Genomic DNA, 18107 nt, shown 5'->3' with positions numbered 1-18107 from the left:
GCCTATAGCTTTTTGATCAGTCGCTTAAGCAGTTCAAGCGTGCTTTCTTGTTTGACCAAATTTACCCCTTGTCCTGCCCATAAGGATTGATGTTCTGCATCCATATTCTTAGATGCATGAGCTCGCATAGATTTGGACATGGCATTTAATTGTGGGTAGGGCGGTAGCTCATCAGCGCTTTCAAATTGAGCAAAATCACGTAGATAATCGTTTGATAAACCACGAGCGAGCTTACCTGAGAATAATCGAGTTAAGCGCGTTTCTGAGCTGCGTCTGCTGTGACTGGCATCGAGTAAGGCTTGTTTATAAGTATCATTGATACCGCATTGGTCAGTGGTCAAAAACGCCGTCCCCATTTGTGCAAGCTCAGCACCTGCCGCTTGTACTGCCTTGATATCCTGTCCCGTCATAATGCCGCCTGCTGCAATCAAAGGAATATCAGTACAGGCGCGGGTCTGGCCAATCAAAGTCAATAATCCCAATGGATCGCTTTCACTTTGTGGTAACCAACCACCGCGATGTCCACCCGCTTCGACCCCTTGTACACATACCGCATCTGCGCCAATATCTGCCCATGCTTTCGCTTCTAGTGGATGATTTGCGGTGCCGATGACGCGCGTGCCGAGACTTTGCAGACGCTGAACTTGATCAGCACTGATAATGCCAAAGGTAAAACTGGCAACAGGAACGGGATTGTCATAGAGCGCTTGTAGCTGCTCTGCGAAGCTCTGCGCTGGGCGTTCAGGTAGTGTAAATTCAATATTATTTTCTTGGTAGTACTCACTCAGCCAAGCGGGAATTTCGGTATCAAAGGTCGTGGATTCTTGCTCAGACAATACCATGAGATTGATCATAAACGGTCGGTTGGTGAGCGATTTAATGGTATTAATTTGGCTGGTCAAAACATTTGGCGCAGTCATACCAGATCCTAATGAGCCCAGTCCACCAAAGTTACTTACCGTCGCTGCCAGTTCAGGTGTGGTTGCTCCTGCCATTGGCGCTTGGATGATCGGGTAGGTTAAGTTTAGGGTATTAAGTAAGCTCATGAGTGGCTCCTTTTTATTAGGATAGTGGCATGACTTACTTTAACAGAGCTGAGTAAATATTATGTGAGATAGTGTTTATTTAGTTAAGAAATAGGAGAGGTGGGTTCTGGCCATGAGTTTGTAGTGGAGTCTGAATTAAGCAATATTATTTAGCCATTAAATTATAAAGTGAAGGTTTAAAAATTAATTAATAGGTACGCTAAAATGCTACTATTATGTTAGAGTTTTTTTCTAATAAAAGTTGATAACAAATACAATGAAAAATTTTGATAGCAGGACATATAGTATAAATGACTTCCTAGAGTGGCATGATAAAGGTCAGCTTATATTGTCTCCTAAATTTCAGAGGCGTTCAGTTTGGACCGATAATGCAAAATCTTATTTGATTGATACTATCGTTAGAGGAAAACCTATACCTAAAGTATTTATTAGACAATCTATAAATGTTTCCTCAAGACAGTCTATTAGAGAAATAGTTGACGGACAACAAAGACTGAGAACAATAATCTCATTCTTGAATGATGGATTTGTGATAAATAAACGGCATAATCAAGAATTTGGAGGTTACTATTTCAGTCAGTTAGATAGTGTGAACTCTGAAATACAAGCGTTGATTTTAAACTATGAAATATCTGCAGACTTACTGGTAAATTTGCCTGATTCAGAGATACTAGATATTTTTAGTAGACTTAATTCTTACTCTGTTACTTTGAATGAGCAGGAAAAAATAAATGCTAATAACTTTGGACCTTTCAAGGTTTTAGCTGATAATATTTCTCATAAGTACAATGACTTTTGGTTAAAAAACAACATAATAAACTCACAAAATGTATTAAGAATGGGAGATGTAACTTTAGTTTCTGATTTAATTATTGCTATGTGTGAAGGAATACAAACCAAAAAGCAGATAAAATCATACTATGCAAAATATGAAAATAACTTTCCCTATGAAGAAAATATTTTGGAAAGTTGTTTTGATCATACAATATCTGTGATTTCTAATGTATTCGATGATGACTTAAAGTCTACAGAGTTTAAAAGAATACACCTGTTTTACACGCTTTTCACCGCTATATATCATATGCTTTATGGAATTAAAAATATTGAGTTGACACATAAGAAAATTCCAGAAAAAGATTATCCTAAAATTAGAAATGTTTTGGAAAGAGTAGACGTTATATTTAATATTGAAGATATAACTATCTTAAATAAAGATGAAATTCAGTTTCTGAATGATAGTAGAAGAGCGACTACTGATACTACAGTAAGATTGAGAAGAACTGAATTCATAGTAAATCTATTAAACAGTATATAATATGACCTTACAAAACAATCTAACAAAATACAGAGATACAGTTACAGAGTGTAGAGGATTTATATCATTTGCACATCAACAAGATTCAGATGGTCAGTACATAATAGAAAATGGCCTGAGAGAATTTATTAGTGAATCTGCCTTCCTGAAAATATTTATCGCTTGGGAGTCTTTTTTAGAAAAATGTTTTGTAGATTATCTGATGGGTTTGCCTTCAATTAATAATAATAGACCCGCTAGATGGGCACATCCAGTCGACGAGAGCCATGCTCATAAGCTCTTGACTGGGACACAAAACTACGTGGATTGGGCTAATCCAGAAATAACGTTAAGGTTAAGCAAACTATATTTTCATGAAGGCTACGTTTTTTTCTCTCAGCTTAGGGAAATTAAAACAGAATTGTTAGACTTGAAAAGTATTAGAAATTCAGCTGCTCATTTATCTAGTTCTACTTCTTCAAAGTTAGATGGTTTAAGTAGCCGACTACTGAACAATAATTGCACCAACTTCACAGCTTATAAACTACTTTTTTCAATTGATCCCGTATCTCAACAGAGTGATAGTATATTAAATAGTTACTTGTTCAAACTAGATTATTCAGCAGAAATCATAGCTAATGGTTAAATATGTATTTTAGAAAAAAGGTCAGCTTTCAAGCCATCAAAAGATAGCTGAGAAAACTGACCCATTTTTATAACCTTGCTTTTTAATTCAACTGCAATGACCCTTTCGCATTCATCAGTAGCTCAACCACATCATCACCGCTAATCACTTCAAAGCGCTTGTCGATATCTGACTCTTCTACACCGTTGTGTTTCATACAAGCACCGCAGACCAATACTTGACCACCCTTTTCAATAAAGGCTTCTAGTAACTCATCAGCTGGCTCAAACGGATCACCAATATCTACATTGTCTAGCGCGTTTGGTTTTGCCAGATGTACGGCATCCACCATGAGTATGACAGTAGCAGAATGACCTTTTTTCAGTGCCACGCCTGCCATGGTAAACGCTAAAGTAATTTTGCTTGGGTTTGATTCGCTATTATCAAATAACGTACCGACATAATCTGTTGTATTAGCCATATTATTCTCCTTATAAGACTATATTTGTTTTGTCTGAGTAGGTACTCACTACTATCCTAACATTTATTATATGTATTTATATAATGAGTTGTTATGAAATAGTAGCTATAAGATTGCTTGCTTGTACTATCTGTTAAATAAGCTAAAAGTAATGGATTTTTAGCTTATAAAGTTAAGTTAGTCAGCTGTATCGACGGGCGGCCACGGACGATCAGCATCACTTTTGATCCACTCAGCCACGTAACCCGTTGGCGGTAGATCCCAATCAGATTGACCCAACGCAGCCAGTACTTGTGCCGTGTCGATCACTCTACCACCCTTAGTAACACCGGTACGCAGTAGACCAGATGAGCAGGGCTGTCCTTTGACCCACATAGATTGCTCAATATATAGCCAGCGCGCGTCGATACCGACGATTTTGGTTTTGAGCGTGACTTTTTGAAAGGCGCGAATACGCTTACGGTATTGGATAGTGCTGCCAGCGATGACCAAGCCCCAGCGTTGTTTTAACAACTGCTTGCCAAGCCCAGTCCGTACTGCAAAGTCCATACGACCCAAATCATAAAGCGTAAATACGCGGCCGTTATTCATCTCCAAAAAATTATCTATATCGGATAAGCGGCAGCGAAACTGAATCTCACTGGTATCTTTAAATGCCAGTGTATCGCCCTTTTTTGCTTTTAGAGCAGCATGAGCGATGGTGCTAGCATAACGTATAAATGGGTACATAAAACACTCTCAACAGGTTATAAACGTTGGCGTTATTATTTTGTCATTGATGACAGTGATTATTTATTGTCAGAGACCACATCTTGAGAAGGTTCGCTAGTAGAAGCCACACCAATCCAATTAAAATAAGCGCTGACAGTTTCAGGTATCCAGTTGATATCGAATTTTGAAGTCTTGGACTTTTTATCATCGGTGACAGACGATTTGTTTTTGGACTGACCGTTGTCTGAGCGATAACGCAAATAACCGATGTGCCCACCGTGGTCAGTATCTAAGATAGTGACACTCTCAGAGACATCATTTGGCGTAGCAGTGAAGCCGATAAAAGGATCGTCTTTTGCACTGATTAATAGCAGAGGGTGAGTGACGTTGCGCAAATACGGCATGGCGGATGCGGTATGGTAATAGTCGTTTTTGGAGCGATATCCGTGACGCGGCGCAGTAAAGATATCATCGAAATCACTGATACGATTGGCAGCTTTGATAGAGTTGATTTCATCTTGAGTAAGATCGTTTGCCAATGCTTTTTTGATAATTGGGTTAAGCAGATAAGGCGTATAGATACGATGACTCAAAAAGCTGTGCATAGTAATGGCAGCTGAGGACATATCGACTGGCGCGGAGATAACCACTGCACCTTTACAAAGGACTTTGTCCTCATATTCGCCCATGTATTTGGCCAGTGCGTTACCACCTAGAGAGACACCAACCGCATAGATATTGGCATACTGCTCACGCAAATTCTGTAGCGCATGATGCACCTCGTCCGTATCGCCGGCATTATAAAATACTGTGCCACTAGCAGGAATACCGCCGCAACTACGGAAATGCGCCACCACAAAGTGCCAGCCTTGCGCGTGCATTTGGTACGCTAGTGCGCGCGCGTAATGACTGTCACTACTGCCTTCCATACCGTGGAAGAGGACAATCAATGGCGTTTGCTCAAGCTCACCATCTTTTGATGCTTCTATAGGGTACGCATCATAGAAATCATAAGCAATATCACTCTCGTCCAATGAGTCTTTTTCGACCACGCGGCGGTAGGTCGGTGACTTTGGCGCAAAAAACTTGGGCAGGATGCTTTGCAGATGTGGATTGGTCAGCCAAAATGGTGGCTTAAAAGGTGCTGGAGAAAAAGGTTTGGTTGAAGTTGACATATATTGGTCTTATTTAATAGTCGTGGAAAAACGAATAGAGTAGCGTGATAAGGTTTTTTTATCATAACGCCAGTACCTATGAAAACCAATGATTTTCAGTGAACGCATGATTACTGAAAAGCAGCTGCTGAACATTATTGGCTCAAAATCATTTACTGAGAAACAGTTACTGAAAAAGGCTAACAAATAAGTATATTGAAAAGAAAACTATCTAAAACGGCCGATGAAATGAGTTAGTTAGATTTTAGTCTTCTGGCTTATCTAATACTCGACCATCCATTGCTAGTCGCGCTTTTAAATTTTCGACATCTGCTTCAGCGAGGGTGGCAGTCAAAGTGACTTGTTTGCTATAGGCGACATCGTCGATATGACCGCCAAGGCTCTCTATCATATAGCGGCATTGTGTTTCAGTCGCAAATTCTGCCAGTATTTCAATCTGGGTCATCGGTACATAAGGACTCAATATCATCTCATCGACTGCTGCTTGGGCAGAGCCTGCATAAGCACGAGTAAGACCGCCAGCACCTAGTTTGATACCACCGAAGTACCGCACCACGATGATAATCACGTTGCCGATGGACTTGTGTTGTAGGACATTTAATATTGGCCTGCCTGCCGTACCGCTTGGCTCGCCATCATCATCGAACCCTGCACTGGTGGTATTGTCAGGGTCACCAACGATATATGCCCAGCAGAAATGGCGTGCATCAGGGTACTGCTCACGTAGCTGTTCCACGTGAAACATTGCTTGCTCGCGAGAGGTCACCGGATAGGCGTAAGCGATAAACTCAGATTTTTTAATTTCGAGTCGCGTGGTAACGGCACGTTTTAGCGTTTGATAGCTCATATTTCATCAGGCTTAGGTTGGATATGTTAAACTGGTCTGATTTTCACTGGCTTTTGTATTGAGCACAGTGTTCATTTAATTTTTCATTATAGTACCATTTCTAACCATCGAAGATAACGAGCCGCTCACGGCTGAGTGCTGGTGTCGTTAGTTTCTGATTTAGGGCTGGTATAATAAAACCGATGGTAGTAAATAGTATGCGTTTAGATAAATTCATTAGTAAAGCCACCGAGCTGTCGCGTAAAGAGTCAAAAAAGATCATGCACGCCGGCGAGATTACCGTAAATGATCAAGTGGTTAAAGATCCTGGCCTACATGTCGATGTGATCAATGATGATGTAATGTGGGCAGGCGAGCCATTGTCGGTTGCTGCTGGCAATCGCTATATCTTGTTGTATAAGCCTGAAGGCTTTGAGTGCACGCTAAAAGTTAAAGAGTATCCAATCGTCACTGAACTGATTGCTGTACCAGAATTGGGTAGCTTGCGTATCGCTGGGCGTCTCGATGTCGATACCACTGGCGCATTGCTGATGAGTGATGATGGCGGCTGGCTGCACCGTGTCACCAGTCCTAAGCACGAGCATGCTAAGGTGTACGAGCTGACATTGGCAGATGCAATGGATAGTGATGCACAAGAAAAAGCCGTGAAGAAAGTGGCGGAAGGCATCTTGCTTGAAGGGGATTATGAGCCAACCAAGCCTGCTGTTCTTGAGTTCATTGATGAAAAACATGCACGCCTAACATTAGAGCAGGGCAAATACCATCAGGTCAAACGTATGATGGGTTACTTCGGTAATCGGGTAACTGAGCTGCACCGCGCCAGTATCGGTCACATCAATCTAGAAGGCCTAGAAAAAGGCGACAGCCGTTTCTTAACGCCAGAAGAAGTTGCCAAGTTTTAGTAAATGAGCACTGAAATTATTAAGCTTTGGCATTAATACTTGTCTTGAAATTATCGTTTTAAACCCATTAGCAGCCGCTACTTAGTGTGCTGCTTTTTGCGGTCTGCTATATTGTATTTATGTCTATTATCTGGCTGTGTTGCCTATCTCTTAAAGCTAAGTAGCAGTTTTGCGACTTTAGCCATTTAGTGCTTTGCAAAACTATCCCATATGCTACAGTCTTTTTTATCTATATTTTTATGACAGACAACCCTTAAACCAACTCTAAAAATCTGACTAATCAGAAAATGTATTGCTACCTTTCAGTTAGTAATAGCTTTGGAATTGGTCTTAATATCGAAAATCGTCATTATTAAAAACCAGATAGGAATTTCTCTGTGACATTACCTGTATTAAAGTCCGCTAGTCTGATCAGCATTATATTATTAGCAACCACTGCTTGTGCTCAGCCAAGTTCAGCGGATGCCAACAGTAATAACGTAACGCAAAGCACTACAAGTTCACAAGCAGCTCAAGTAGTGAGTGCGACTGTCGATAAGCGATTGCGTCAAATATTGATCCAAGCAGGCATCAAAACACAGATTACTTCTATTGTGCCATCCAAACTGCCCAATATGTATCAAGTGAATTTGGCTGGACAACTGCCGCTGCACATCACCGAAGATGGTCGTTACGTCATACAAGGTGAGCTACAGAAAAATCCAAGTAAGCAAGTTGTCACTAAAACACCATTGCGTAGCACGAGTGCGCAGGTAGGCGAACCTGTCAGTACGAGTGTCAAGTCTGACATGCTAGCAAATATGGCTGCGCTTAAGAACATGAGTGCTAAAACACCCTTCTTTTATACCGCAGTACCGGGTGTCATCTGGAGTGCAACGCTAGAAGGCGTGCCGTTTTTACTATCGGACGATGCGCAGTATATTACCGATGGTGAAATATCAGTCATCGAAAATGGTCAATTTATCGGCCTCGATGAGAACTTTGAAAAACGTAAAAATCAGTCTGTGTTTGCGTCATTGGATAAAAGCCAACTGATTACTTATCCAGCGACCACTACTGAGAGAGCCGTTATCTATGTGGCTGATGATGTGAATTGTCCTTATTGCCGCCGACTGCATCAGCAAGTGCCATCGCTCAATGCAAAAGGCGTGACGGTCAATGTCATCGGCTATCCGATATATGAGGCGTCACCGAAGCAGATGCGTGGTATCTGGTGCCAAGCGGATGAAGACAGTCGTCGACAGGCATTTGATAAGGCGATGCTACAGGGTGAAATGACACCTGCATTAGCAAGTTGTACGGTTGACCATGTGACACCCAATCGTGACAAAGCAGCTGGACTCGCGGTAATGGCGACGCCTGCAATCTATCGTGAAGATGGCGTGCTATATCAGGCGAGTTTTGAGAGTCCAGAATTTCTAGAGTTCTTAGGTGTTGAATAATTAATTGGTAGGGTTAAGTGCTTCAGCAGTTCAAAATTTTAAGATATTAGACGGTTAAGCCCAGTCATAAAAAGCCGCCTTATGAATCAGTTCATAAGGCGGCTTTTTTTGGTTCTATTCAGACATTTTTACATCTCAAAAGCTTTTTGAATGTTCTATGGTAAGACGATATCAACGATTTTCCAATTGATAAGCCCTTCACGCTGCATCTCGATAGTGAGAGGATAGCCTTTTACCTGACCACTAATATTAAAACAATTGATACCGCAGTAGCTAAGCGTTGGCTTTTCACTGTCATTGCCTTGGGCGACTTGCTGCTCAAGTTCTGCCGCTTGTTTTTTCATGACTTGCTGCATTTGGCTTTTGACCACGGCATCGACATCACCGCGCTGAATGATTAAGCTCTGAATTAGGTTCTTCAAATCGACTTGATCGCTAGCGATGGCCCATGCTGCAGCTAGCTCTTTGGTTGCTGTATTGGCTTGACCTTGGGTATTAATTACCTTTTCGATATTCTGCGGAGTGACGGCCCCTTCAACTGCCTGCGCGATAAAACCATTCGCGGCTTCGGTCAACGGCTCACCGCCCAATTCAGAAATTAATGGATACTTAGTCATTGTCGTCGCAAATTGGCTGGTTAGCTGGTTTTGAACGCTTGGTCGCACTTGCTCATAATCAATAGCCGCTGCGATAGTGGCACCGTCTTTATCGTCATAAGCGTTTTTGAGCTGATAAGCACTGTAATAAGGCGAGCCTGCATACACTGCTACCGCAAAGATGATTAATAGAATAACCAGCTTTTTCATAAGACTTGATACCTTGTCGCAATCGTCATCACTATGAGTATAAATGACCGTAGATGTGGCGGTAAATATTAGCACGACTGGGCACTGCTCAGGTACGAAAAGCTTTGCAGTAACCTTAATGAATCGTTTGGCTTTTGCCGCAGCGATGCCAACTGCTAATTTCATCATTTAAGAGCTTGATAAATCAGCAGACCATCTCCATAAATAGCGCAAACTTTTTATAATTGATTTGGCTAAGCAGCCTTCACCGTATTTGTTGGTTAAGTCTAAGCATTATGGTTCTATAGCATGGTGAGTTTTGATGTTTCATGTGAAACGTTATACATATCCGATAGCTAAGAGTCACGAATAAGATTAAGACAATTATCAATTGAGCTGATGATTTGACAAACCGGTGCAGCTGTAAAGACGATAGGAGAGAGCATGAGTAAGCGCGATTTTTATGAAATATTAGGTGTCAGCAAAACCGCTGACAGCAAAGAAATTAAGCGAGCCTACCGTAAGCTTGCCATGAAATACCATCCAGATCGCAACTCTGATGATCCTGATTCGGAAGACAAATTCAAAGAAGCTTCAATGGCTTATGAAGTATTGAGTGACGAAGAGAAACGTTCGGCCTACGACCGTATGGGCCATGCAGCCTTTGAAAACGGTATGGGTGGCGGCGGCTTCGGCGGCGCAGGTGGCGGTAACTTCCAAGATATCTTTGGCGATATCTTTGGTAACTTCGGTGATATCTTCGGTCAGCAGCGTGGCGGCGGTGGTGGGCGTTCGCGTCGCGGCTCTGACTTGCGTTATGTGATTGAGCTGACATTAGAAGAAGCCGTACGTGGCTGCAAAAAAGAGATCAGTTTCACGGCTCCTGCGCCTTGTGATACCTGTGATGGTAAAGGGGCAAAAAATGCGTCCGATGTGGTTACCTGTCAGACTTGTCATGGCCAAGGTCAAGTACGTATGCAGCAAGGTTTCTTTGCGGTACAGCAAGCTTGTCCTCATTGCGGCGGTACTGGTAAACAGATCAAAAACCCTTGTTCAGACTGTCATGGTAACGGCGTAAAAGACAAATCACGCACCTTAGAAGTCTCTATCCCTGCAGGCGTCGATGATGGGGATCGCGTTCGTCTAGCTGGCGAAGGTGAAGCGGGCGGCGCTGGTGTACAAAACGGCGATCTATATGTCGAAGTGCGCGTCAAACAGCATAATGTCTTTACCCGTCAAGGCGCTGACCTATATATGGATGTGCCTGTAAGTATTACTGATGCAGCACTGGGTAAAGAAGTAGAAATCCCAACCTTAGATGGTAAAGTAAAAATCAAAGTGGCAGAAGGTACGCAAAGCGGTAAGTTACTGCGTGTACGCGGCAAAGGCGTAACGCCAGTGCGTACTACCATGAAAGGTGATTTGATTTGCCGTGTGGTTATCGAAACGCCAGTGAATCTGACTCGTGAGCAAAAAGACTTGCTACGCCAATTCCAAGACACTTTGGATGACGATAGCAAGCATCAACAGTCGCCACATAAGAAGTCATTCTTCAAAAAAATCGGCGATTTATTTGATTAAGAAACAGTCTAGCTAAGTAGTGAATATTAAACTAAGCCCAAAGGTTTCACATGAAACCTTTGGGCTTTTTATTGATGGTATAAAAAGCCATTCATGTGATGATATTTGCTAAACTTACGATAAATATGGTCAAAAATAGTTTCACCAAATATAAAACATCTAAGGTAAAAACATGAGCGAACAAGTAAATAATAAATCTATCAATATTGGGGTAATCGGTGCAGGCGGCCGTATGGGTCGTATGCTTATCGAGGCAGTAAAGAACAATCCGCAAACTACATTAAAAGCAGCAATTGAGCGTCAAGGCTCTAGCCTAGTCGGTGCTGATGCAGGCGAAGTTGCTGCTATCGGCCATTTAAATGTGCAAATCGTTGATGATTTAGCCGCTGTGATTGATGATATCGATGTGCTGATTGATTTTAGCTTGCCTGACGCCACTGAAAAAAACATGCAAGTTTGTGCTGAGCATAATGTCGCTATGGTGATCGGTACGACAGGGTTCAATGAACAGCAAGAACAAGTACTGGCAAAAGCAAGTGAGAAAATCACCATCGTATATGCGGGTAACTATTCGACAGGCGTTAATTTATCATTGAAGCTACTCGGTATGGCTGCCAAAGCGTTTGGTAATGATGCTGATGTAGAAATCATCGAAGCCCATCATAAGCACAAAATCGATGCGCCTTCTGGTACGGCGTATATGATGGCCGAAGCCGTCGCGGAAGCGCGCGGACAGAACCTAAAAGACGTTGCTATCTATGGCCGCGAAGGACAAACTGGCGAGCGCGAATCGGGGACAATCGGTATTCATGCAGTACGCGGCGGCGAAATCGTAGGTGATCATACTGTGATGTTTATCGCAGATGGCGAAGTGGTCGAAATTACCCATCGTGCGCGCGCCCGCATGACATTTGCCGCTGGTGCCGTACGTGCCGCAACGTGGGTCGTTGAGCAGGAAGTAGGTCAGTACAACATGCAAGATGTACTTGGATTAAGTGACTAACGACTATTGATGATTGACTATAGCATTGTGTCTGATGGCTCGATGACCTAATAGCAGCAAGGGAGCGGGTATGAATAGTATCGAACGTTATGTTAGTCATAGACTGATTGGTGCTGTTTGTACCATCAACCTTGCAAGCCTATCAGCCGTTGCACTGAGTCTATCGGTTCTACCAATTACCGTACAAGCTGGTACTGCTCAAACCTATGTTATCCATACTTATGGTGGGGCTAGTCTGTTACCTGCAGTAAGGCAGCAATTAAATAGTAGTTCTGACGGTGGTACGGTGACTACGTATCAAGATAAATTGGTACTGCAAACGACGGCACGCAATTATCAGGAAGTACAGCAGTTATTGTCTCAGATTGACCGTCAGCCACAGGCATTGACGGTCGCTGTACGTGTTGGCAATAGTAGTAGCGGGCAAGGTAGTATTCAGCAGGGTCAGGTCATTATTACCAATCGTGGTATCCAAGGTACAGGCGTTATTAGTCAGCGTAGCAGCCAACAGCAGGGTAATAATCTATATCAAGTACAAACATTATCTGGCAGTGCGGCGAGTATCAGCACAGGTACGCTCTACTCACTGACTCAAACCTATAATGCTAATAACTATTCAAATTATCATCGTTCAGCTAACGATAATTTCAAACCACAGATTGTGATTCAGCAGCAAATACTACTGCCAACGACACAAGGCATTGCCGTCACACCAAGACTGCTGCCTAATGGACAGGTGGAAGTACAACTTTCTCAAGTGGAAGAAAGGTTAGTGCAGCCGAATTCACCTTATAATCAAATAAGTTCTACTGACAATTCTATTGGCAGTGCTAGCAATGCTATTCGAGGTCAAAGATTGAACAGTACGATTATCGTACCACGTGGACAATGGGTGACGATTGGACAAGTTTCACAAAACTCAAGCAGTAGCACTAGTAACAGTAGCCGTAATACTAATAATAGCGTGCCTATTTCTTTAAGAATTGACTAGTTGAACAATCAAATTATTAAGCACAAAAAAGCGCGATACGGGTATTAACCGTGCCGCGCTTTTTTGTGGAACAATATTAAGCACTAATCAATATAGACCACTTCAAGCGGTGGGAAGCCATTGAACTCTACCGATGAGTAAGAGTTGGTATAAGCACCAGTGGTGAGCCAGTAGATTTTGTCACCAATCTCAAGCTCTTCGGGTAGCTGATAACCTGCTTCTTCATACATAATATCAGTTGAGTCACAAGTTGGACCTGCCAACACCACAGTACCTTCACTGGTAGACGTTTCCATCTTAGGCGTATAGACAGGGTACTTGATAGCTTCACCTAGCGTCTCGATTAAGCCTTGGAATAGACCAACGTCGGTATATACCCAACGAGTCAAATCAGTATCAGACTTACGAGAGATCAGTACCACGTCACTGACCAACACGCCTGAACCACCAACCAACGAACGACCCGGCTCTAAAATAATCTCCGGCATCTCATTATCATCATAGTCGTCAGTCAGATAGCTGGTAATCTCTTCCGCATAGACTTTGATAGGGTTGACTTCGCTGATGTAATTAGTCGGGAAGCCGCCGCCCAGATTGATCATTTGCAGCTTGATACCTTCTTCGTTCTTCATCCAGTCAAACATATATTTAACTTTGGATAATGCATCATCCCATGCAGCGACGTCTTTTTGCTGGCTACCAACGTGGAATGAGATACCATAAGGAACCAAGCCCAACTCGCGTGCTTGAACCAGTAGGTCGATTGCCATATTAGGATGGCAACCAAACTTACGTGATAATGGCCATTCTGCTGTCTCTGACCCTTGAACCAAGATACGAACAAATACTTTAGAACCTGGAGCGTGTTTAGCAATGTTTTTTAGATCTGCTTCTGAGTCGGTTGCGTATAAATCGATGCCTTTCTCAAAGGCATACTTAACATGCTCAGCTTTTTTGATGGTGTTGCCATACGAGATACGAGATGGCTCAACGCCGCAACCAAGCACGCGATCAAGCTCATAGATAGAGGCACAGTCAAAGTTTGAACCAAGGTTTGCCAATAGGTCGATTACTTCCACCGCAGGGCTAGCTTTCATTGCATAATGCAGTTTTGCATTAGGAAACAGGCTTACCATCTCATGGTACTTGGTTTCGATACGACTAAGGTCAACTACTAAAAAAGGCGTCTCGCGACCTTCAGCAGCCTTGGTGAATTTCTGCCAGCTGGCAGGTTCAAAATATTGGTCAATTTTGATCATTGTCATAGTAGTAAACCTTTTGTGGAAACTGTAGCGGTTAGAAAAATTATCGCCAAACAGTGAATGCTAAATATTAACACTCACTGTAGACGTAACTATGTGAAGGATAAAGACGAAATAAAAAAGATAAGAATAAAGAGTAGAGCTTTAAGAATTGACGGCTTGTGTCTGTTTTTCTGCTGATTGAGCTTCTTGCTTTTCGCGTATTTTAAGAACTTTACGGACTTTATCACGAGCACGAGTCTGCTTAAGACGAGACAAGTAGTCAACGAAGATTACGCCATTGAGATGATCCATTTCATGTTGGATACAAACAGCAAGCAATCCTTCAACGACTTCGTCAATAACCTCACCGTTACCGTCTAACGCTTCGATACGAACCTTATTAGGACGTTCGACTTTGTCATAGACGTCAGGTACAGATAAGCAGCCTTCTTCATATGGTTGCTTTTCTTCTACCAGTGGCGTGACTTTTGGATTGATAAAAACTCTAGGAGAGCTTTTATCTTCAGACAAATCCATAACGATAAGCTGAATATGATGATCCACTTGACTGGCTGCAAGCCCGATGCCTTGAGCATCATACATCGTCTCGATCATGTCTGCGATTAAGGTTTTGATTTCAGCAGTCACTTCCTTAACAGGCTTAGCGATAGTACGCAAGCGAGGATCTGGGTAACTTAAGATAGGGAGTAGTGCCATAACGCTCACCTCAATGATAAGGACAAAATAGGGTTGATATTATAAGATAAATGGGGACAAAAGTAATGCTTATCAATACTTTCGCAGTCACATGATGCTATATGTATATAGAAAGACTAAATTTCGATGATAAATGGCATAAAAAAGCCCTGCTTAACGCAAGGCTTTGTTTATATAGTATTTTAATTAGCTAGTAATCATTTATGAGTAAACTATGCATGGCTTATAACTAGTTATGCACGGCGTTTGTTGACAATCATTTCATATAAGAACAGTAAGATAATTGCACCAATTACTGAGAAAATAAGACCAGTGAAACCACCATCAGCATTGATTCCGATTAGGCCAGCTAGGAAACCACCTAACAATGCACCCACGATACCCAATACGATAGTCATAATCCAACCCATAGGGTCGTTACCTGGTTTGATAGCACGTGCTAATAAACCTGCGACTAAACCTACAATAATCATCCAAATAAAGCTCATGTTATTCTCCTAATATTATTAATATTTATAATGTGTTACAAGTTTTGATGAATCTATTGTAAACATTCCTCAAACGCAAAAGTAAGCATAAAATGTTACTACTGTAGGGGCTATGTGAGGAAAAAGCCCGATTTGCTATCGAGTAAGGACAATAAGTAAACGAAAGGTTACAAAGGTAGCAATGGTGCTAACAGCGCTTATCAAGATGGTACCTGTAGTGCCTAATTCATATAAATGAAATCATATAAATATTAAAAATAAAAAACGCAGCCATCTATTAGATGAGCTGCGTTTGTATATAGGGAAATAAGAAGAGCTGTTTCTTTATAAGAGCTGCTTCTTTATCTTAGCTAGTAGCATTAGCCGTTATGCAATGCGGTTAATAAAAGCTGATGAATTCCCTCAAAGCCGCCATTTGACATAACTACAATCGCGTCACCTGCTTTTGCATGACTGCTCGTATGCTCAATGATAGCATCAATGCTTGATAGTACTTGTTGGTTGCCGATAGCGTCGCTAGTAGCCTTGGCTTGTTCGATGACCTCTTTTAAGCCCCATTCTAAACCAGTAGGCTCGTACCACAATGTGTAGTCAGCAAGTGCCGCTGATTGAGCCAAGCTGTCTTGATGAATACCCATTTTCATGGTGTTACTGCGCGGCTCAATGATGGCCCAAATGCGTCTATCAGCCAGCTTCTTTTTGGCACCATCTAATGTGGTCGTAATAGCCGTTGGATGATGGGCAAAATCATCAAAAACTAAGATATCATTGACGTCACCGATCAGCTCCATCCGGCGCTTGATACCAGCGAAATCTGATAAAGCGGCACAGGCAGTCTCAACACTGACGCCAACATCATAAGCAGCAGCGACAGCAACTAACGCATTGTTGACGTTATGGAGGCCGCTCATTGACCAGTTTACAATGGCAGAGGCATCCTCATCAGCGGCAAAACTGACTTTGAACTTACTACCGTCTTCTTGAATCAGCTCAGCCTGCCAATCGCTACTATCTTTTAGAGTACGCGCATTTTCGCTAGTATCAGCTAAAGTAGAGTCGATGACAGCAGTACGCCAAATAGGTGTCCAAACCCCTTTCGCTAGCGTATCTTCTAAACTGATAGTCGCGGCTGGCATGATAATTTTCCCAGTGCTTGGAATCATACGCACCATATGGTGGAACTGAGTTTGTATTGCATTGAGATCCGCAAAGATATCTGCATGATCAAACTCAAGGTTATTCAAAATAGCAGTACGCGGACGATAGTGAACGAACTTCGAACGCTTATCAAAAAACGCAGAGTCGTACTCATCTGCTTCAATCACAAAGTAACCAGATTTATCATCATCGCTTTTATCAGCACCCAAATAGCTGCTGTGCGCGAACACTTGCTGCAAGTGCTCGTCAGTCGTATCAACTAATGGTACACCGCCAATCAAAAACCCTGTATCAATACCAGCATAATGTAATATCCAGGCAAGCATAGTCGTGGTTGTGGTCTTACCATGCGTACCTGCAACGGCGATTACGTGGCGTGACTGCAATACTTGCTCAGATAAGAACTGCGGACCTGAGGTATAGCGCAAGCCATTATCTAGCATATACTCAATCACATCCATGCCGCGCTTCATCGCGTTCCCAACGACAACTAAGTCTGGCGTTGGTTGCAAGTGCTCTACCAGGTAGCCTTCTTCGATGGTGACGCCAGCATTTTCGAGTTGAGTGGACATAGGAGGATAGACATTAGCATCTGAACCTGTGACCGTATGCCCAAGCGCACGTGCTAGTAATGCCAGTGAGCCCATAAAAGTACCACAAATACCAAGAATATGAATATGCATAGACGTTCCGTACGCGCTTGAATGAAAAGAATAGAGAGCTGATAAAATAAAGTGTGAGCTGCTTAACTGTTATCAGCAAGGATAAATACTTTGATAAATAGCGATCAACCTATCAGCTGGGCAAACAAGCAATCATTGTAAAGTAAACCCTGTTCGATGACCAATAAAAAACGCCTAACAAGTAGGCGCTATGTAGCTAATGAAGTTTAGCTGTTTTAGTATTCAGTGATACGTCAACGAATAGTTAGCACGATGACGCTTTTATTTCCTTGGTTCTCATTGATGCGCTTATCATTTACGAGACAACGTATAGTCATCATCTAAATTATCGTGCTCATCGATACGTATCAAGTGATTGTCTTGGATGTGGTAGGTCTCGATATTCTTCCCCTCATAGACAATGGTAATCTTATCGTTATCTTGTCGGTAGATACCGGATTCTAGTAAGGGTGTCCTTGGTTTTTCAGGGTTATGGTAATTGCTTGTTTTTGATACCGACCCATCAGCAAATAGATTCAATGTGACGTCGATACTGTCACAAGCTGTACAAGAAACCATGCCGCCATAATCGCCCATCAACGTCGCTTGCAGCATACTGTTTTCTGATCCTGCTGGCTCCATAGAGCTGTCTGTGTAGGTATCTTTATTTGACTGAGCAGCAGCAATCAATGATTGTCCTTCTGCCATTTCGCTTGACTCATCATTAGTTGCTGATTCAGCGTTGTCATCTTGAAAAGGTTGTGAAGCACCCTGTGATTCAGAGTTAGTAGTAGCGAACGTAGATACCATGTCTTTTTCGGTGTTAGATGAGGCACTATCACAGCCTACTAGTAACATGCATAAAGGCACTACAAGTAACGATGGACGCCACCGTTTTACGATAGCAAGCGTGGTAGAGCAAATAGGAGCAAGATATATCATGGTCATACCAAAA

Annotated in this window: 18 protein-coding genes; 7 read left to right on the top strand and 11 right to left on the bottom strand. The window is 42.3% G+C overall.

The features are described 5' to 3' along the window. Positions 1-2: 2 nt before the first annotated feature. Positions 3-1046: an NAD(P)H-dependent flavin oxidoreductase gene (locus tag DXK30_RS09355; RefSeq protein ID WP_114701457.1), complete on the bottom strand. Its 1044-nt coding sequence runs from the start codon at positions 1044-1046 to the stop codon at positions 3-5. Between the two features lie 256 nt (positions 1047-1302). Between DXK30_RS09355 and DXK30_RS09350 the strand changes: the two genes are divergently transcribed. Both DXK30_RS09350 and DXK30_RS09345 read left to right on the top strand, forming a co-directional pair. Beyond that, positions 1303-2361 carry a DUF262 domain-containing protein gene (locus DXK30_RS09350; protein ID WP_114701456.1) on the top strand — a complete coding sequence of 353 codons (1059 nt, stop codon included), beginning with the start codon at positions 1303-1305 and terminating at the stop codon, positions 2359-2361. 1 nt (position 2362) lies between these two features. Continuing rightward, positions 2363-2986: a hypothetical protein gene (locus DXK30_RS09345; RefSeq protein ID WP_114701455.1), complete on the top strand. Its 624-nt coding sequence runs from the start codon at positions 2363-2365 to the stop codon at positions 2984-2986. Between the two features lie 82 nt (positions 2987-3068). Here DXK30_RS09345 and DXK30_RS09340 read toward each other — a convergent pair whose 3' ends face one another. From DXK30_RS09340 to DXK30_RS09325, 4 genes are all read right to left on the bottom strand, one after another. Then, the gene (locus tag DXK30_RS09340) at positions 3069-3446 is read right to left on the bottom strand and encodes a DsrE family protein (protein ID WP_114701454.1); all 378 of its coding nucleotides are present in this window, start codon (positions 3444-3446) and stop codon (positions 3069-3071) included. A gap of 177 nt (positions 3447-3623) precedes the next feature. After that, positions 3624-4175: an acyl-CoA thioesterase gene (locus DXK30_RS09335; RefSeq protein ID WP_114701453.1), complete on the bottom strand. Its 552-nt coding sequence runs from the start codon at positions 4173-4175 to the stop codon at positions 3624-3626. Positions 4176-4234: 59 nt separating this feature from the next. Further along, positions 4235-5332 carry a YheT family hydrolase gene (locus DXK30_RS09330; RefSeq protein ID WP_114701452.1) on the bottom strand — a complete coding sequence of 366 codons (1098 nt, stop codon included), beginning with the start codon at positions 5330-5332 and terminating at the stop codon, positions 4235-4237. A gap of 244 nt (positions 5333-5576) precedes the next feature. Next, positions 5577-6179 (bottom strand): YigZ family protein, encoded by a 603-nt coding sequence (locus DXK30_RS09325; protein WP_114701451.1) that lies wholly within the window; start codon positions 6177-6179, stop codon positions 5577-5579. 197 nt (positions 6180-6376) lie between these two features. Here DXK30_RS09325 and DXK30_RS09320 point away from each other — a divergent pair, with 197 nt between their 5' ends. Together DXK30_RS09320 and DXK30_RS09315 are read left to right on the top strand one after the other, a co-directional pair. Continuing rightward, positions 6377-7081: a pseudouridine synthase gene (locus tag DXK30_RS09320; protein ID WP_114701553.1), complete on the top strand. Its 705-nt coding sequence runs from the start codon at positions 6377-6379 to the stop codon at positions 7079-7081. A gap of 377 nt (positions 7082-7458) precedes the next feature. Then, positions 7459-8523, top strand: a complete 1065-nt coding sequence (locus DXK30_RS09315) for a disulfide isomerase DsbC N-terminal domain-containing protein (RefSeq protein WP_114701450.1) — start codon at positions 7459-7461, stop codon at positions 8521-8523. Between the two features lie 155 nt (positions 8524-8678). On the opposite strand, the gene DXK30_RS09310 is transcribed toward DXK30_RS09315, so the two are convergent. Beyond that, positions 8679-9497: a DUF2939 domain-containing protein gene (locus DXK30_RS09310; RefSeq protein ID WP_227670803.1), complete on the bottom strand. Its 819-nt coding sequence runs from the start codon at positions 9495-9497 to the stop codon at positions 8679-8681. Positions 9498-9752: 255 nt separating this feature from the next. On the opposite strand from DXK30_RS09310, the gene dnaJ reads away from it, so the two are divergent. The 3 genes from dnaJ (at position 9753) to DXK30_RS09295 (ending at position 12883) form a co-directional block, all read left to right on the top strand. Next, complete coding sequence (gene dnaJ / locus DXK30_RS09305; RefSeq protein WP_057757637.1) at positions 9753-10889, top strand: molecular chaperone DnaJ; 1137 nt, start codon at positions 9753-9755, stop codon at positions 10887-10889. A 172-nt stretch (positions 10890-11061) separates the two neighbouring features. Next, entirely contained in the window at positions 11062-11892 is an 831-nt protein-coding gene (gene dapB / locus DXK30_RS09300) for a 4-hydroxy-tetrahydrodipicolinate reductase (protein WP_114701449.1), read from the top strand. A gap of 70 nt (positions 11893-11962) precedes the next feature. Next, on the top strand, positions 11963-12883 hold the full coding sequence (locus DXK30_RS09295; protein WP_227670804.1) for a hypothetical protein: 921 nt from the start codon (positions 11963-11965) through the stop codon (positions 12881-12883). Positions 12884-12966: 83 nt separating this feature from the next. Here the strand turns inward: DXK30_RS09295 and DXK30_RS09290 are convergent, their stop codons facing one another. The 5 genes from DXK30_RS09290 to DXK30_RS09270 form a co-directional block, all read right to left on the bottom strand. Then, entirely contained in the window at positions 12967-14142 is a 1176-nt protein-coding gene (locus DXK30_RS09290) for a type III PLP-dependent enzyme (RefSeq protein WP_114701551.1), read from the bottom strand. A gap of 147 nt (positions 14143-14289) precedes the next feature. Then, positions 14290-14844 (bottom strand): peptide deformylase, encoded by a 555-nt coding sequence (def, locus tag DXK30_RS09285; protein WP_057757649.1) that lies wholly within the window; start codon positions 14842-14844, stop codon positions 14290-14292. Positions 14845-15077: 233 nt separating this feature from the next. Next, the gene (locus tag DXK30_RS09280; RefSeq protein WP_101204692.1) at positions 15078-15332 is read right to left on the bottom strand and encodes a GlsB/YeaQ/YmgE family stress response membrane protein; all 255 of its coding nucleotides are present in this window, start codon (positions 15330-15332) and stop codon (positions 15078-15080) included. A gap of 359 nt (positions 15333-15691) precedes the next feature. After that, complete coding sequence (gene mpl, locus DXK30_RS09275; protein ID WP_114701448.1) at positions 15692-17173, bottom strand: UDP-N-acetylmuramate:L-alanyl-gamma-D-glutamyl-meso-diaminopimelate ligase; 1482 nt, start codon at positions 17171-17173, stop codon at positions 15692-15694. Positions 17174-17464: 291 nt separating this feature from the next. Further along, entirely contained in the window at positions 17465-18100 is a 636-nt protein-coding gene (locus DXK30_RS09270; RefSeq protein WP_227670805.1) for a copper resistance protein NlpE N-terminal domain-containing protein, read from the bottom strand. Positions 18101-18107: the final 7 nt, after the last annotated feature.

The organism is Psychrobacter proteolyticus (assembly GCF_003350005.1).
Lineage (GTDB): Bacteria > Pseudomonadota > Gammaproteobacteria > Pseudomonadales > Moraxellaceae > Psychrobacter > Psychrobacter proteolyticus.
Note: the sequence above shows the minus strand (reverse complement) of the source record. Positions and strands in the feature narration are given on the sequence as shown.

Bases quoted from the DNA above. Each gene is read 5' to 3' on its own strand.
- DXK30_RS09355 (WP_114701457.1), bottom strand. From the start codon at position 1,046: ATGAGCTTACTTAATACCCTAAACTTAACCTACCCGATCATCCAAGCG.
- DXK30_RS09350 (WP_114701456.1), top strand. From the start codon at position 1,303: ATGAAAAATTTTGATAGCAGGACATATAGTATAAATGACTTCCTAGAG.
- DXK30_RS09345 (WP_114701455.1), top strand. From the start codon at position 2,363: ATGACCTTACAAAACAATCTAACAAAATACAGAGATACAGTTACAGAG.
- DXK30_RS09340 (WP_114701454.1), bottom strand. From the start codon at position 3,446: ATGGCTAATACAACAGATTATGTCGGTACGTTATTTGATAATAGCGAA.
- DXK30_RS09335 (WP_114701453.1), bottom strand. From the start codon at position 4,175: ATGTACCCATTTATACGTTATGCTAGCACCATCGCTCATGCTGCTCTA.
- DXK30_RS09330 (WP_114701452.1), bottom strand. From the start codon at position 5,332: ATGTCAACTTCAACCAAACCTTTTTCTCCAGCACCTTTTAAGCCACCA.
- DXK30_RS09325 (WP_114701451.1), bottom strand. From the start codon at position 6,179: ATGAGCTATCAAACGCTAAAACGTGCCGTTACCACGCGACTCGAAATT.
- DXK30_RS09320 (WP_114701553.1), top strand. From the start codon at position 6,377: ATGCGTTTAGATAAATTCATTAGTAAAGCCACCGAGCTGTCGCGTAAA.
- DXK30_RS09310 (WP_227670803.1), bottom strand. From the start codon at position 9,497: ATGATGAAATTAGCAGTTGGCATCGCTGCGGCAAAAGCCAAACGATTC.
- dnaJ (WP_057757637.1), top strand. From the start codon at position 9,753: ATGAGTAAGCGCGATTTTTATGAAATATTAGGTGTCAGCAAAACCGCT.
- dapB (WP_114701449.1), top strand. From the start codon at position 11,062: ATGAGCGAACAAGTAAATAATAAATCTATCAATATTGGGGTAATCGGT.
- DXK30_RS09295 (WP_227670804.1), top strand. From the start codon at position 11,963: ATGAATAGTATCGAACGTTATGTTAGTCATAGACTGATTGGTGCTGTT.
- DXK30_RS09290 (WP_114701551.1), bottom strand. From the start codon at position 14,142: ATGATCAAAATTGACCAATATTTTGAACCTGCCAGCTGGCAGAAATTC.
- def (WP_057757649.1), bottom strand. From the start codon at position 14,844: ATGGCACTACTCCCTATCTTAAGTTACCCAGATCCTCGCTTGCGTACT.
- DXK30_RS09280 (WP_101204692.1), bottom strand. From the start codon at position 15,332: ATGAGCTTTATTTGGATGATTATTGTAGGTTTAGTCGCAGGTTTATTA.
- mpl (WP_114701448.1), bottom strand. From the start codon at position 17,173: ATGCATATTCATATTCTTGGTATTTGTGGTACTTTTATGGGCTCACTG.
- DXK30_RS09270 (WP_227670805.1), bottom strand. From the start codon at position 18,100: ATGACCATGATATATCTTGCTCCTATTTGCTCTACCACGCTTGCTATC.